Raw genomic sequence first — 14,280 nt, 5'->3', positions numbered from 1 at the left:
GCCCTATCGACATCTCCCGCATGCGCGGCTCGACAGCCGCCGCGCTCAGATCAGCTTGACGAGCTGCTTGCCGAAGTTCTTGCCTTTCAGCAGACCGATGAACGCCTCGGGCGCCGCATCGAGCCCTTGCGCGATGGTCTCGCGATACTGCAGCTTCTTCTGCGCGACCAGCGTGCCGAGCTGCTTGAGCGCTTCGGGCCACACGTCCATATGCTCGCTGACGATGAAGCCCTGCACCAGCAACCGTTGCGTGAGCATCAGCGACGGATGCTTGAGCGGCATCGGCTGGCCGTCGTAGCCCGCGATAAACCCGCACAACGCGATGCGGCCGAACGCATTCATGCGCGCGAGCGTCACGTCGAGTACTTCCCCGCCGACGTTCTCGAAGTAGCCATCGACGCCGTCCGGCGTCACGGCTTTGAGTTCCTGATACAGATTGCCGGCCTTGTAGTCGACGCAGGCGTCAAAGCCGAGGGTCTCGACCACATAGCGGCACTTATCCGCGCCGCCCGCGATACCGACCGCGCGCGCGCCGGCCAGTTTCGCCAGTTGCCCGACTACGCTGCCAACGGCTCCGCTCGCCGCACTGACCACCACCGTCTCACCCGTTTTCGGCGCGATGATCCTGTTCAGACCATACCAGGCCGTCACGCCCGGCATGCCGACCGGGCCGAGATACGCCGACAACGGTACATGCGTATCGTCGACCTTCTGCACGCCGGCACCATTCGAGGTGCCGTACTCCTGCCAGCCGAACATCGCGACGACCTTATCGCCGACCGCGAACTTCGGATTCTTCGACTCCACCACTTCGCCCACCGTGCCGCCGATCATCACTTCGTTCAGCGGCTGCGGCGCGGAGTACGACTTGCTGTCGTTCATCCGGCCGCGCATGTACGGGTCAAGCGACAGGAAGTGATTGCGCACGCGGAATTCGCCATCGGCAAGCGGCGCCAGCGGCGTTTCGACGAGCTTGAAGTTATCGGGCGTAACAGCGCCTTGCGGACGCGAAGCCAGCACGAGTTGACGGTTGATCTGGGGCATGACGATCGTCTCCATGAGTTACCGATGTGATCGGCGAATAGTTCGAACCAACAGCGTCTGCAAAAGAGAAGTCAGCGCGCGCGGCGCTCGACACACACGCTGTCCATCCGGTGATTAGCCGTCGCTTGGACCGGGTTTTGCCGAGGGATCGCTGCGCAGGCGCTGTTGCGTCACGTCGCGGCCCACGGCGAGGCGCCGCATATATTTGAAGGTGCCGAGCGCTTTGGCGACGAAGTGGCCTTCGCTGTCGCGGATCTCACCTTCGCAATAGGCCATGGTGGTCGAGCGGTGCAGCACGCGGCCGGTGGCGCGCAATTCGCCGCGGCCCGGCTGCATGAAGTTGACCTTCATCTCGACGGTGACCACGCCGACGCCGTCGCCGGCCAGACTGCGCGCGGCCATCGCGAGCGCGACGTCGGCGAGCGTCATGGTCACGCCGCCATGCGCGACATCCCATGTATTCATGTGATCGGGTTGCAGCGGCAATACGACTTCGCTGGCGCCGTCCGCCGCCGACAACAACTGCGCGCCGAGCCGGTCGACGAACGGGCTTTCGGGCAGCGTCGCGCTGCTCGCTTTAGATGAGGGTGAGTCGGTCATTGCGGATTTCAGATTTCGTAGTCGACACATTCACGCGATTCGCGCACCGCACTCACGAAGCCCTTCAGCGCCGTGTGCGTCGGATGGACCTGATAGGCGTCGAGCGCGGCTTTGTCGGTGAAGTCCGACACCAGCACGATGTCGTAGGTCGATTCGAGGCCCGGTGCCGCGATGCCCACTTCGAGCTTGAGCATGCCCGGAACAATGTCGCGGCAGCCTTCGAGTTTTTCCTTCAGCTTCAGGACATTTTCCGCACGCGAGGCACCTTCGGCGTGTTCTTTGAGTTTCCACATCACAATATGACGGATCACAGGATCACCTTCTTCGATTCAATTCGTTGGGCGAGGATTTTGCGCAATGGGAAATCATAACCGCTACGGCGTTCGCGCATGCGCCCCCCTCCGTGCCGCCAGACGCCCTAACCTGCGCACCGCGTCATCGGCCTGGTCGAGATCCGTACTCGGGCAACTCAGGCGAATGAAATGATCGAAGCGCCCAGCGTTCGAAAACACCGTGCCCGGCATCACGCGAATGCCTTCGTCCAAAGCCGCATCGAAAAAACCAGCCGATGACACGTCGCGCGGCAGTTCGATCCAGAAAAACATGCCCCCGCCCGGCGGCGTGAAACGCGTGCCGTCGGGAAACGATGCGGCGATCGCTGCGGCCATCCGTTCGCGCTGAATCCGCAGACGATCGCGCAAACGCCGCAGATGCCGTTCATACGCGCTCGTTTCCAGAAATTCGGCGAGCACGACTTGCGACAACTGCTCGTTATGGCGCGACTGCGCGAACTTCAGCATGCCGATGCGCGGATGCCAGCGTCCACCGTTGATCCAGCCGACCCGCATGCCGGGTGCAAGTGTCTTGTTGAACGACGTGCAATGGATCACCGTGCCGTCGGTGTCCCAGGCCTTCAACGATCTGGGCGGCTGTGCGGTGTCGGCGAGTTCCCGATAGGGATCGTCTTCGATGAGGGGAATGCCGGCTCGCGCGCACAGTTCGACGAGCTGTGCCTTGTGCGTGTCGGGCATCACGCTGCCGAGCGGGTTCTGCAGATTCGGCACGACCACGACCGCCTTGATGTCGGGATGCGTTTGCAGCGCGAACGCCAGCGCTTCGATGGCAATGCCGGTGGTCGGACTGGCCGGAATTTCGAGCGCGCGCAAGCCGAGGCTTTCGAGCACCTGCAGCAAGCCGAAGAAGCACGGCGATTCCACCGCGACCGTATCTCCCGGCTGCGTCACCGCGCGCAAGGCCAGGTTCACGGCCTCGATGCCGCCGTGGGTCATGATCACATCGTCCACGCCGATCTGGATGCCGGCGTCGAGCGCACGACGCGCGATGATGGCGCGCAACTCGGGATCGCCCTGATCGGGTCCGGCCGCGGTCAGCAAGGTCGGCCGTCGGCGCAAGGCGCGCAGCGCGGCCTTCTGCAACGCGTCAGTGGGATAAAGATCGGGCGATGCGGTCGCGCCGCCGAGATTCAGCGCGTCGGGATAGCGCTGGAATTTCGACACGATTGCCGAAATCGCCGAATGGATGCCGACGAACTGCGCGGCGCCAGGCACGACCGCAAGATCGGGCTCGGTCGCCGCGGGTAAAGCTGCCGTTTGACGGGCGCGCACGAAATAACCGGCACGTGGCCGGGCGTCGATCAGCGCGGCGCGTTCCAGGGTTCGATAGCTCTCGGTCGCGGTTGCGAGGCTCACGCCGTGCCGCTGCATGAACGCACGCATCGACGGCATGCGGTCACCGGGACGCAGCACGCCGTTATCGATCGCGCGGCGGTATTGGTCGGCCAGTTGGCGGTAAAGGGGCCGGCCATCCGGGGGGCGGCCGTCGGCGGGCGGCGCTTCCGTGCATGTCACCGCTTGTGCGTCGGGTGTAGAGATAGAAGTGCTCATGAGCCGATGGTGCGGATAGTTAGGGCGTGGCGACAGATACACAGCGGCGTGATTCCAACCGATACAGCATGTTTAAACCCGGCCGTGTACCGGTTCACATTGTCCATTATTGCGCCTGTTTTCACCTGGACGGACTCAATAAGCTGTATGGCATGAAAACGGTTTAAAGGAATCGGTCATGCCCATCACCCAACCTCGCACCGGTTTACCTCACGATGCCACCACTTCGCGCGTTGCCACCGGTCAGATGGCCGTGCACGATCTGCGTGCCCGAACCTCGATCGTTGCCGTCGAAGGCGATCTGCAGCTCGCCCTCCGCGATCATTCTCTCGCGTGGCTCGGAGACACCGTCCCAGTCACGTCGGTCACGCTGCATGAAGGCGAACGCTATGTCACGCCACAGCGCGGCATCGTGTCGATCAGCACAGCGCATGCGAAATCCGCCGTGTTCGTCGTCGAGCCATGGCGCGCTGAACACGAATGGCACCACTTCATTTTCATCAGTCAAGCCGTACGCAAGCTGACGAGCCTCGTGAAAACGCGGCTGCAGCGCGCTACCTGAAACGTCGCTACCGCCGCACAACGGCCCGCTACAATGCATGATCCAAGCCGCTTCCTTCGAGGTGCCGGTCATGTCCTTCTTCCGCGTACTGCTGTCCCGCCGTTGCGCCCGTCTGGCCGCGATCCTCGCCGTCATCACGCTGACGCTCAACGGCTGCGCCGGCCTGTTCGGCGGCGACCCTTTGCGCGTGAGCGTGGCCGGCATCGAACCGGTTGACGGCCAGGGCCTGGAGATGCGCTTTAACGTCAAACTACGCGTACAGAATCCCAATGAATCCGCCGTCAACTTCGACGGCGTGTCGCTTGCTCTCGAACTGAACGGCAAGCCGTTCGCCAGCGGTGTCAGCGATCAGAGCGGCACCGTGCCGCGCTTCGGCGAAACGGTCGTCAACGTACCGCTGACGGTGCCTGCCTTCGCCGCGGTTCGCCAGGCGTTCGCCTTTGCCGGCGCCGTGCAAGCGGGCGCTGCGCAGTCGGGACAGATTCCGTACATCCTGCGCGGCAAGCTCGCGGGCGGCCTGACGAGCACGACACGCTTCGTCGATCAGGGTACGTTAAGCCTGCCGGCGCTCGGCATGGCTTTGCCTTGATGCGACCCCACCCGCGTCGCCAGTCGAAGCCGGCGATACATGCCGGCTACCCGAACAAGCCCGACCCACACGCATAAAAAACGGGTGCCGTGGATTCAATGCCTGCACATCACATCGCACCGAACCACACGACACCCGCTTTTAATCAAGCCCGCTCTCGCGCCTGATCAAACCACTTCGAACAGGCCCGCCGCACCTTGGCCGCCGCCGATACACATCGTCACGACGACCAGCTTCGCACCGCGCCGCTTGCCTTCGATCAGCGCATGGCCGGTCAAACGCGCGCCCGACACGCCATACGGATGGCCCACCGCAATCGCGCCGCCGTTCACGTTCAGACGGTCTTGCGGAATACCGAGCTTGTCAGCGCAATACAGCACCTGCACCGCGAACGCTTCGTTCAGTTCCCACAGGTCGATGTCCTCGACTTTCAGACCCGCCTGTTTGAGCAGCTTCGGCACCGCGAACACCGGGCCGATACCCATCTCGTCCGGCTCGCAACCGGCCACCGCAAAGCCACGGAAAATGCCGAGCGGTTGCAGACCTTCGCGCTCCGCGACTTTCGCGTTCATCACGACGCAAGCCGACGCGCCGTCCGAGAACTGGCTCGCATTGCCTGCGGTAATCACGCCGCCCGGCATCGCGGTACGAATCTTAGACACGCCTTCAAGCGTCGTGTCGGCACGAATGCCTTCGTCGGCGCTGACCGTGACTTCCTTCGTGAAGAGACGCCCGCTCGCTTTGTCGGCGACACCGGCCAGCACCGTCAGCGGCACGATCTCGTCCTTGAACTTGCCAGCTTCGAGTGCGGCCGCGGCGCGCTGTTGCGAGCGCACGCCGTATTCGTCCTGACGCTCCTTCGAGATCGAGTAGCGCTTCGCGACGTTCTCGGCGGTCTGCAACATCGACCAGTAGATTTCCGGCTTGTTCTGGCTGAGCCAGCCTTCGGCCACCATGTGGCGGTTCATCTCGTTCTGCACGCACGAGATCGATTCCACGCCACCCGCGACGAACACGTCGCCTTCACCGGCAATCACGCGTTGCGCAGCCAGTGCGATGGTTTGCAAACCCGACGAACAGAAACGGTTCACCGTCATGCCCGGCACGCTGACCGGCAAGCCGGCGCGTAGTGCGATCTGCCGCGCGATGTTGGCGCCCGTCGCGCCTTCCGGATTCGCGCAGCCCATGATCACGTCTTCAATGCGCGCCGGGTCCAGCTTCGCGCGCTCGACGGCGGCTTGCGTCACATGCCCGCCGAGCGTCGCGCCGTGCGTCATGTTGAAACCACCGCGCCATGATTTGGCGAGGCCCGTACGGGCGGTCGATACGATTACGGCGTCAGTCATGCATCTCTCCTACTTCCAGATGGTGATGGTGGGCGCGCTGGCGGATCGCTCAGTCGCCCCACTTCATTCATTTCGCTTGTTTCGCCCAGCGGCGGCGATTCAGCCGTTGAACCCACGGCCCTTGGCCGCGAACTCCGCGATGCTCGGCGCCAATTGCCACGCATCGCCATTCGGGCGCGACGCATAGCGGCGAATCGCGCGCTCGACGTTGTAGAGGCCGACCGTATCCGCGTACAGCATCGGACCGCCGCGATAGAGCGGGAAGCCGTAGCCGGTCAGATAGACCATGTCGATATCCGACGCCTTCGACGCAATCCCTTCCTCGAGAATCTTCGCGCCTTCGTTGACGAGCGCGAACACAAGGCGCTCGACGATTTCTTCGTCACTGATCTTGCGGCGCTCGGCGTTGGCTTCCTTCGAGAACGACGTGATCATCTCGTCGACCACTTTCGACGGATACGCCGTACGGTCACCCGTCTTGTAGTCGTACCAGCCGCCACCGGTCTTCTGCCCGAAGCGCCCCGTCTCGCACAGACGATCGGCGATCTTCGAGTAGTGCATATCAGGATGTTCCTGATAGCGGCGCTTGCGGATCGCCCAGCCGATGTCGTTGCCGGCCAGGTCGCTCATGCGGAACGGGCCCATCGCGAAGCCGAACTTCTCGACCGCCTTGTCCACTTGCGCGGGCAATGCGCCTTCTTCGAGCATGAAGAGCGCCTGACGGACGTACTGTTCGATCATCCGGTTGCCGATGAAGCCGTCGCACACGCCCGAGACCACGGCAGTCTTCTTGATCTTCCTGGCGAGCTTCATGACGGTGGCGAGCACGTCTTTCGCCGTGTCCTTGCCGCGCACCACTTCGAGCAGTTTCATCACGTTGGCCGGGCTGAAAAAGTGCATGCCGACCACGTCCTGCGGACGCTTCGTAAAAGCGGCGATCTTGTCGACATCCAGCGTCGACGTGTTCGAGGCCAGGATCGCGCCGGGTTTCGCCACCTCGTCGAGACGCTTGAACACCTGCTCCTTGACGCCGAGTTCCTCGAACACCGCTTCGACGATCAGGTCGGCGTTTTTCAGGTCGTCGTAGGAGAGCGTCGGCGTGATCAAGGCCATGCGCTGTTCCAGCGCTTCGGGCTTGAGCTTGCCTTTCTTGACGGTGGCTTCGTAGTTCTTGCGGATCGTGGCGATGCCGCGGTCGAGCGCTTCCTGCTTCGTTTCCAGCAGCGTGACCGGAACGCCCGCGTTGATGAAGTTCATCGCGATGCCGCCGCCCATCGTGCCGGCGCCGATCACGGCCACCTGCTTGATGTCGCGCACCGGCGTGTCCGAAGGCACGTCAGGAATCTTGCTCGCGGCGCGTTCGCCGAAGAACGCATGACGCAACGCGTGGCTCTCCGGCGTCTGCACGAGCGCAATAAAGCATTCGCGTTCGAATGCGAGGCCCTTGTCAAAACCGTTCTGCACACCCGCTTCCACGGCGTCGATACATTTCAGCGGAGCCGGGAAATTCTTCGCCATCGCCGCGACCGTATTGCGCGTGAACTGGATGAAACCAGCGGCATTCGGATGCTCGATCTTGCGGTCGCGCACCTTCGGGTGCGGGCCCGTTTTCGCACCGACCTTGCGGGCAAACGCGAGCGCCGCTTCGGTCAGATCACCTTCCACGACTTCGTCGAACAGGCCTGAATCAGCGAGCTTTTCCGACAGCACCGGCGTACCGGAGACGATCATATTGAGTGCGGCTTCGAGGCCGATTGCGCGCGGCAGGCGCTGCGTGCCGCCCGCGCCCGGCAGAATGCCGAGCTTCACTTCCGGCAGCGCGATCTGCGCGCCGGGTGCGGCGATGCGGTAGTGCGCGCCGAGCGCCAGTTCCAGCCCGCCACCCATCGCGACGCTATGAATCGCGGCGATAACCGGCTTGGCGCTGCCCTCGACCGCCTTGATAACCGTATGGAGGGTCGGTTCCTGGGTCGCCTTCGGCGTATTGAATTCGGTGATGTCGGCGCCGCCCGAGAAGGCTTTGCCGGCGCCCGTCAGCACGATCGCCTTGATGGCCGGATCGTTCTGCGCGCGCTCGATCCCTTCGACGATGCCGGCTCGAGTCGAGAGGCCGAGCCCGTTTACGGGGGGATTGTTCAGCGTGATGACGGCCACGCCGTCATGAGTTGTGTAGTCCACTGCCATCTGCCTGCCTCCGTGCGATGAGGCGGCGCATGACGCGCCGCCTGTCCGGTTGATCGAGTCGGCTCATTGTCCGACTTTAGCTCCGATTTCCCCGGGGTCAGCAGGCAGAATACACAAAAAAGCACGCTCGTTCAATTTATCGTTAGACGGGGTTTCCCCTGGCCAGCGGAGTCAGGGGGCAATCCTTCTCGTCTTCGAGCGCGGACGGCAGGATGTGGTCGCGAAAAATGTCGCGCAGTTTGAGTTTCTGCAGCTTGCCGGTGGCCGTATGCGGAAGTTCGTCGACGAAGACGACGTCGTCGGGAATCCACCACTTGGCGACCTTGCCGTCGTAGAACGCCAGCAGTTCCTCGCGCGTCACGTCGAAACCGGCCCGCTTGACGATCACCAGCAACGGCCGTTCGGTCCATTTCGGATGCGCACAGGCGATGCACGCGGCTTCAGCTACCGCCGGATGCGCGATCGCGACGTTTTCGATGTCGATCGAACTGATCCACTCGCCACCCGACTTGATCACGTCTTTCGAGCGATCCGTGATGTGCAGGAAGCTGTCGCGGTCGATAGTGGCGACGTCGCCGGTCGGAAACCAGCCGTCCACCAGCGGCGAATCGTCCTTGCGGAAATACCGGTCGATCACCCACGGGCCGCGCACGTGCAGATCGCCGAACGCCACACCGTCCCACGGCAGATCGCGCCCGTCTTCGCCGACGATCTTCATATCGACGCCGTACAGCACATGGCCCTGCTTTTCGAGCAATTTGCGCTGCTCTGCCAACGGACGCTGACTCTGCTCCCACGTCAGTTTCGACAAGGTGCCGAGCGGCGACATTTCCGTCATGCCCCATGCATGGATCACCTGCACGCCGTATTCGTCTTCGAAAGCTCGCAGCATGGCCGGCGGACAGGCCGAGCCGCCAATCACCGTGCGATTCAGCGAAGAGAAACGCACCTTGGCCTCGCGCAGGTGGTTGAGCAAGCCGAGCCACACGGTCGGCACGCCGGCCGAATACGTGACGCGTTCGCTTTCCATCAGTTCATACAGCGATTTGCCGTCTAGATCCTTGCCAGGAAAGACCAGCTTCGCACCGGTCAGCGGCGCGGAGTGCGGAATGCCCCACGCGTTCACATGGAACATCGGCACGACCGGCAGCACGGAGTCGCGCGCGGACAGGCTCATCGCGTCGGGCAGCGATGCACCGAACGCGTGCAGGACCGTCGAACGGTGCGAATACAGCGCGCCTTTCGGATTGCCGGTGGTACCGGACGTATAGCAAAGATAGGACGCCTGCCGTTCGTCGATGGCCGGCCAGTCGTAATTGCCGTCCTGCGCTTCCACCAACGTTTCGTAGCTCAACACCGGCGTTTGCATCATCGGCAAATGGGCTTCATCGGCCAGTGCGATCCAGCCGCGCACTTTGGGGCACTGCGGCGCCAGCGCATCGACGAGCGGTGCGAACGTGGTGTCGAACAGCACGTAGGCGTCGTCGGCGTGGTTGACGATATAGGCGATCTGATCGGGGAAGAGGCGCGGATTGATCGTGTGACACACGGCGCCGAAGCCCGTCGTGCCGTAATACGCCTCCAGGTGCCGGTAGCCGTTCCAGGCCAGCGTGGCCACCCGCTCGCCGGGTTCGACGCCAAGCGCGATCAGCGCCTGCGCCAGCTGCTTCGCGCGCTTTTCGCAGTCGCGGTAGGTGTAGCGATGCACGTCGCCTTCAATGCGCCGCGACACGATCTCGGTGTCGCCGAAATGCCGCGCGGCATGCGCGAGCAACGAGGACACGGTGAGCGGCACGTCCATCATCTGGCCAAGCAGCGGCGTCGTCATAAAGAGAGGTCTCCTCGCCTTGTTTGCGTCGTTTGGGTTGTAGCTCGGGGGCCGCGCGCACTCCGCTGCGTCGCACGCGACGCTTCGGTGGGTCCGCAAGGGACGCTCCGAAGCGTCGCCTTGCGCGCTCTGAAGCGGCGCGGAGGTGCTCCGGCTGGAGACGTCCGGCACGCAGGCGCGTGTCTGGCCAAACCTCGGACTGAGAGCCGGCCAGCAGCTCCGCGGGCGCGGACTTACAATATCGGTTAATCCAGAGGCGCTCAATATGTCGTTTTCCCCAAGCATTGTAGGGTTATCCGGGCCTTTATCGGCTCTTTCCGACGCACTGATCACCTCGCCCGAAAGCGCATTTGCGCGGCTCGGCAGCGTGTTTCTGACACGGCTGCCCGCGGCGCCGCTAAGTGCCCCGTACGTGGTCGGGTTCTCCGCAGAGACCGCCGCGTTGCTCGGTTTAGAGCCTAGGCTCCAGAATGATCCGGGCTTCGCCGAACTGTTCTCAGGCAACGCCACGCGTGAATGGCCTTCCGAAGCGCTGCCGTATGCGTCGGTGTATTCGGGGCATCAGTTCGGCGTGTGGGCAGGCCAGCTCGGCGACGGCCGTGCGCTCGGTCTCGGCGAAGTCGAACACAATGGCCAGCGCTTTGAGCTGCAGCTCAAAGGCGCGGGCCGCACGCCCTATTCGCGTATGGGCGACGGCCGCGCCGTTCTGCGTTCGTCGATCCGCGAATATCTGTGTTCGGAAGCGATGCATCACCTCGGCATTCCGACCACGCGCGCGCTGTGCGTGATCGGCTCCGACCAGCCGGTGCGCCGCGAGGAAGTCGAGACCGCAGCGGTCGTCACGCGCGTGGCGCCGAGTTTCGTGCGCTTTGGGCACTTTGAGCATTTCTATTCGAACGATCGCGTCGATGCACTGCGCGCGCTTGCCGATCACGTGATCGAACGCTTCTATCCGCATTGCCGCGAAGCCGACGATCCGTACCTCGCGCTGCTGAATGAAGCCGTGAATTCGACCGCCGATCTGATGGTCGAATGGCAAGCCGTGGGCTTCTGCCACGGCGTGATGAATACCGATAACATGTCGATCCTCGGTCTCACGATCGACTACGGCCCGTTCGGATTCATGGACGGCTTCGACGCCGGCTATATCTGTAATCACTCTGACTCGCAAGGCCGCTACGCGTACAAGATGCAGCCGCAGATTGCGTACTGGAACCTCTTTTGCCTCGCGCAAGGGCTGCTGCCGCTGCTAGGCGTTCAGCACGAGGAAAGCGTGCGTGGCGACAAGGCGATCGAAGACGCGCAGCGTGTGCTCGGCGGCTTCAAGGAGCGTTTCGCGCCGGCGTTGGAGAAACGCATGCGCGCCAAGCTCGGCCTCGAAAGCGAGCGCGAAGGCGACGACACCTTGATCAACCGTCTGTTCGAATTGATGCATGCCAACCGTGCGGATTTCACGCTGACCTTCCGCAATCTGGCGCGTATTTCGAAGCACGATGCGAGCGGCGACGCACCGGTGCGCGACCTGTTCCTCGACCGAGCCGCATTCGATGCATGGGTGAACGACTACCGCGCGCGACTGTCCGAAGAAACACGCGACGACGCCGCGCGCGCCATTGCAATGAACCGTGTGAACCCCAAATTCGTACTTCGTAATCATCTGGCAGAAACGGCGATCCGCCGCGCGAAAGAGAAGGACTTCTCCGAAGTGGAGCGTTTGGCAGCCGTCCTGCGCCGCCCGTTCGACGAGCAACCGGAAAACGAAGCGTATGCGGGGCTGCCGCCGGATTGGGCCAGCTCGCTGGAAGTGAGTTGCTCTTCCTGACGAGCCCCCAAAACAATCTTGAGACAGGAACCCCGACCATGAACAAGCCCGACGACCTCAACACCGGCGCCCCCGCCGTGCAGAAAGACGACGCCGAGTGGCGCAAAAAGCTCTCCGACATCGAATACCAGGTGACCCGCCACGCGGCCACCGAGCGCCCCTTCACCGGCCGCTATCACGACCACTGGGACCGCGGCATCTATGACTGCGTCTGCTGTGGTACGCCGCTGTTCGAATCGGACACCAAGTTCGACGCCGGTTGCGGCTGGCCGAGTTACTTCAAGCCGATCAACGGCGAAGTGATCGCCGAGAAAACCGACCGCGCGCACGGCATGCTGCGCATCGAAGTGCAGTGCAAGAACTGCGGCGCGCATCTGGGCCATGTGTTCGAAGACGGACCGGCGCCGACCGGTCTGCGTTACTGCATCAATTCGGCTGCGTTACAATTCGAGCCCAAGTAACGCAGCGCGGAGTCCGGCGTCCGTTGAATGATGCGCGGCCGGCGTCTGTCATCAGGCGCGCGCCGGCCGTGACACCTTTCTTCCGGTTTGCAAACCGGTCAACCCGGCGGTCGACCCGCCGCGGCAATCATGCTACGAACAGCGCAACGCGCCGTTCCCGGCTGCCGCGGCGGGTTTTTGCAGCATCCCTGCCACCGGGCGCCCCGCGCCGCGTCCCCGACTCTCCGACCCACTCTCCGAATTCCCGACCAGATAATGAAATTCCTGTTCGATCTGTTCCCGATCATCCTGTTCTTCGTCGCCTTCAAGATCTGGGGCATTTTCACGGCGACGGCAGTGGCGATCGTCGCCACGCTGGTGCAGATCGCGTGGGTGGCTTTCCGCCACCGCAAGGTCGATCCGATGCTGTGGGTGAGCCTCGGCGTTGTCACCGTGTTCGGCGGCGCGACGCTCGTGCTGCACAACGACACGTTTATCAAATGGAAGCCGACCGTGCTGTACTGGGCGTTTTCGGTTGCGCTGATCGTCTCGCAACTGGCCTTCAACAAGAACCTGATCGAAGCGATGATGGGCAAGCAAATCACGCTGCCGCACGCGATCTGGGGCAAGCTGAACATCGTCTGGGCGATTTTCTTCGTGCTGCTGGGGCTGGTGAACCTGTTCGTCGCGTACAACTACACGACCGACCAGTGGGTCAATTTCAAGCTGTTCGGCGCGACCGGATGCCTCGTGGTATTCATCGTCGGACAGAGTTTGTGGCTGTCGAAGTATATGAAGGAAGAATGACATGACGAGCGATGTGTTCATGCACGCCACTACCGCCGAGCGCGCCGCGCTGATCGAGGCGCGTCTTACCGCAGCGCTCGCGCCGGTCGCCTCGATCCGGATCACCGATGACAGCGCGCAGCACGCGGGCCACGCCGGTGCGTCCGCCGGCGGTCATTTCTCTGTCACGATCGTGGCTGCCGCATTCGCCGGGAAAGCCCGCGTGGCGCGGCATCGCATGGTGTATGATGCGCTGGCCGATGCCATGCAGCGCGGCATTCACGCCCTTGCAATCACGGCGTATACGCCCGAAGAATTTGCTTTGTTGCCCCGCTAGGAAACCTTTCGATGACCTTGAAGAAAACCCGCCTTTGGGTATTGCTGGCTGCATTTGCGGCCGCACCTGCATTCGCACAGAACATCGCCGTCGTGAACGGCACGCCGATTCCGAAAGCACGCGCCGACGCGCTGATCGATCAACTGGTTCATCAAGGCCAGCAAAACACGCCGCAACTGCAAATGGCCGTGCGCGAAGAGCTGGTGAACCGCGAAATTTTGATGCAGGAAGCGCTGCGCCGCGGCTTGCCGAATCGTCCGGACATCAAGGCGCAAATCGCCGTCGCGCAACAAACCGTCGTGTTGCGCGCGCTGATCGAAGACTTCGTGAAGACCAACACGCCGACCGACGCCGAAGTCACCGCGCGCTACAACGCGCTGATCAAGGACGCGGGCGGCAAGGAATATCACCTGCACCACATCCTGGTCGACAACGAACAGCAAGCCAAGGACCTGATCGCCAAGATCAAGGCCGGCGCAAGCTTCGAAGACCTCGCCAAGCAATTCTCGAAGGACCCGGGATCGGGCAAGAACGGCGGCGACCTGGACTGGTCGGACCCGAAAGCCTACGTGCCTGAATTCGCGGACGCGGCCACGCATCTGCAGAAAGGCCAGATGACCGACACGCCGGTGCACACGCAATTCGGCTGGCACATCATCCGTGTCGACGACGTGCGCAACATCACGCCGCCGCCGCTGGAGCAAGTGCGTCCGCAGATCGTGCAGCAGATCCAGCAGGAAAAGCTGCAGGCGTTCGAAGAAGGCCTGCGTAAGAACGCGAAGATTCAGTAAGCGGTTTTTGCGCTGCTGCTTCGGAATAAAAAAACCGCCCTCGGGCG

At 62.9% G+C, this 14,280-nt stretch carries 14 protein-coding genes; 7 read left to right on the top strand and 7 right to left on the bottom strand.

Going from position 1 to position 14,280, the window contains the following annotated elements; genetic code table 11:
• Window positions 1–45: 45 nt before the first annotated feature.
• The 4 genes from PQQ86_RS08785 to PQQ86_RS08770 form a co-directional block, all read right to left on the bottom strand.
• Window positions 46–1,044 carry an NADP-dependent oxidoreductase gene (locus PQQ86_RS08785; protein WP_408265790.1) on the bottom strand — a complete coding sequence of 333 codons (999 nt, stop codon included), beginning with the start codon at window positions 1,042–1,044 and terminating at the stop codon, window positions 46–48.
• Between the two features lie 114 nt (window positions 1,045–1,158).
• Entirely contained in the window at window positions 1,159–1,644 is a 486-nt protein-coding gene (locus PQQ86_RS08780; RefSeq protein WP_408193477.1) for a PaaI family thioesterase, read from the bottom strand.
• Window positions 1,645–1,652: 8 nt separating this feature from the next.
• Window positions 1,653–1,955 (bottom strand): Dabb family protein, encoded by a 303-nt coding sequence (locus PQQ86_RS08775; protein ID WP_408265789.1) that lies wholly within the window; start codon window positions 1,953–1,955, stop codon window positions 1,653–1,655.
• A 63-nt stretch (window positions 1,956–2,018) separates the two neighbouring features.
• Window positions 2,019–3,548, bottom strand: coding sequence for an aminotransferase-like domain-containing protein (locus tag PQQ86_RS08770; RefSeq protein WP_408265788.1), 1,530 nt, complete (start codon window positions 3,546–3,548; stop codon window positions 2,019–2,021).
• Between the two features lie 178 nt (window positions 3,549–3,726).
• On the opposite strand from PQQ86_RS08770, the gene PQQ86_RS08765 reads away from it, so the two are divergent.
• Window positions 3,727–4,110: a hypothetical protein gene (locus PQQ86_RS08765; protein ID WP_408265787.1), complete on the top strand. Its 384-nt coding sequence runs from the start codon at window positions 3,727–3,729 to the stop codon at window positions 4,108–4,110.
• A 70-nt stretch (window positions 4,111–4,180) separates the two neighbouring features.
• Complete coding sequence (locus tag PQQ86_RS08760; RefSeq protein WP_408265786.1) at window positions 4,181–4,699, top strand: LEA/WHy family protein; 519 nt, start codon at window positions 4,181–4,183, stop codon at window positions 4,697–4,699.
• 167 nt (window positions 4,700–4,866) lie between these two features.
• Here the strand turns inward: PQQ86_RS08760 and PQQ86_RS08755 are convergent, their stop codons facing one another.
• The 3 genes from PQQ86_RS08755 to PQQ86_RS08745 form a co-directional block, all read right to left on the bottom strand.
• Window positions 4,867–6,045, bottom strand: coding sequence for an acetyl-CoA C-acyltransferase (locus PQQ86_RS08755; RefSeq protein ID WP_408265785.1), 1,179 nt, complete (start codon window positions 6,043–6,045; stop codon window positions 4,867–4,869).
• Between the two features lie 99 nt (window positions 6,046–6,144).
• Window positions 6,145–8,229, bottom strand: coding sequence for a 3-hydroxyacyl-CoA dehydrogenase NAD-binding domain-containing protein (locus tag PQQ86_RS08750; protein WP_408265784.1), 2,085 nt, complete (start codon window positions 8,227–8,229; stop codon window positions 6,145–6,147).
• 142 nt (window positions 8,230–8,371) lie between these two features.
• The gene (locus PQQ86_RS08745) at window positions 8,372–10,057 is read right to left on the bottom strand and encodes a 3-(methylthio)propionyl-CoA ligase (RefSeq protein ID WP_408265783.1); all 1,686 of its coding nucleotides are present in this window, start codon (window positions 10,055–10,057) and stop codon (window positions 8,372–8,374) included.
• A gap of 265 nt (window positions 10,058–10,322) precedes the next feature.
• Between PQQ86_RS08745 and PQQ86_RS08740 the strand changes: the two genes are divergently transcribed.
• From PQQ86_RS08740 to PQQ86_RS08720, 5 genes are all read left to right on the top strand, one after another.
• Complete coding sequence (locus PQQ86_RS08740; RefSeq protein WP_408265782.1) at window positions 10,323–11,879, top strand: protein adenylyltransferase SelO; 1,557 nt, start codon at window positions 10,323–10,325, stop codon at window positions 11,877–11,879.
• Between the two features lie 38 nt (window positions 11,880–11,917).
• Complete coding sequence (gene msrB, locus PQQ86_RS08735; RefSeq protein WP_408193490.1) at window positions 11,918–12,340, top strand: peptide-methionine (R)-S-oxide reductase MsrB; 423 nt, start codon at window positions 11,918–11,920, stop codon at window positions 12,338–12,340.
• A gap of 255 nt (window positions 12,341–12,595) precedes the next feature.
• The gene (locus PQQ86_RS08730; protein WP_054042677.1) at window positions 12,596–13,126 is read left to right on the top strand and encodes a septation protein A; all 531 of its coding nucleotides are present in this window, start codon (window positions 12,596–12,598) and stop codon (window positions 13,124–13,126) included.
• Between the two features lies 1 nt (window position 13,127).
• Window positions 13,128–13,442, top strand: a complete 315-nt coding sequence (locus PQQ86_RS08725) for a BolA family protein (RefSeq protein WP_054042675.1) — start codon at window positions 13,128–13,130, stop codon at window positions 13,440–13,442.
• Between the two features lie 11 nt (window positions 13,443–13,453).
• On the top strand, window positions 13,454–14,233 hold the full coding sequence (locus tag PQQ86_RS08720; protein ID WP_408265781.1) for a peptidylprolyl isomerase: 780 nt from the start codon (window positions 13,454–13,456) through the stop codon (window positions 14,231–14,233).
• Window positions 14,234–14,280 lie beyond the last annotated feature (47 nt).

The organism is Paraburkholderia sediminicola, assembly GCF_046026675.1.
GTDB classification, from domain to species: domain Bacteria; phylum Pseudomonadota; class Gammaproteobacteria; order Burkholderiales; family Burkholderiaceae; genus Paraburkholderia; species Paraburkholderia sediminicola_F.
This window is presented reverse-complemented; position numbering and strand designations above follow the sequence as displayed.

Coding starts and splice junctions, on each gene's coding strand:
- PQQ86_RS08730 (WP_054042677.1), top strand. CDS start 12,596: ATGAAATTCCTGTTCGATCTGTTCCCGATCATCCTGTTCTTCGTCGCC.
- PQQ86_RS08770 (WP_408265788.1), bottom strand. CDS start 3,548: ATGAGCACTTCTATCTCTACACCCGACGCACAAGCGGTGACATGCACG.
- msrB (WP_408193490.1), top strand. CDS start 11,918: ATGAACAAGCCCGACGACCTCAACACCGGCGCCCCCGCCGTGCAGAAA.
- PQQ86_RS08740 (WP_408265782.1), top strand. CDS start 10,323: ATGTCGTTTTCCCCAAGCATTGTAGGGTTATCCGGGCCTTTATCGGCT.
- PQQ86_RS08785 (WP_408265790.1), bottom strand. CDS start 1,044: ATGCCCCAGATCAACCGTCAACTCGTGCTGGCTTCGCGTCCGCAAGGC.
- PQQ86_RS08755 (WP_408265785.1), bottom strand. CDS start 6,045: ATGACTGACGCCGTAATCGTATCGACCGCCCGTACGGGCCTCGCCAAA.
- PQQ86_RS08765 (WP_408265787.1), top strand. CDS start 3,727: ATGCCCATCACCCAACCTCGCACCGGTTTACCTCACGATGCCACCACT.
- PQQ86_RS08760 (WP_408265786.1), top strand. CDS start 4,181: ATGTCCTTCTTCCGCGTACTGCTGTCCCGCCGTTGCGCCCGTCTGGCC.
- PQQ86_RS08720 (WP_408265781.1), top strand. CDS start 13,454: ATGACCTTGAAGAAAACCCGCCTTTGGGTATTGCTGGCTGCATTTGCG.
- PQQ86_RS08750 (WP_408265784.1), bottom strand. CDS start 8,229: ATGGCAGTGGACTACACAACTCATGACGGCGTGGCCGTCATCACGCTG.
- PQQ86_RS08725 (WP_054042675.1), top strand. CDS start 13,128: ATGACGAGCGATGTGTTCATGCACGCCACTACCGCCGAGCGCGCCGCG.
- PQQ86_RS08745 (WP_408265783.1), bottom strand. CDS start 10,057: ATGACGACGCCGCTGCTTGGCCAGATGATGGACGTGCCGCTCACCGTG.
- PQQ86_RS08780 (WP_408193477.1), bottom strand. CDS start 1,644: ATGACCGACTCACCCTCATCTAAAGCGAGCAGCGCGACGCTGCCCGAA.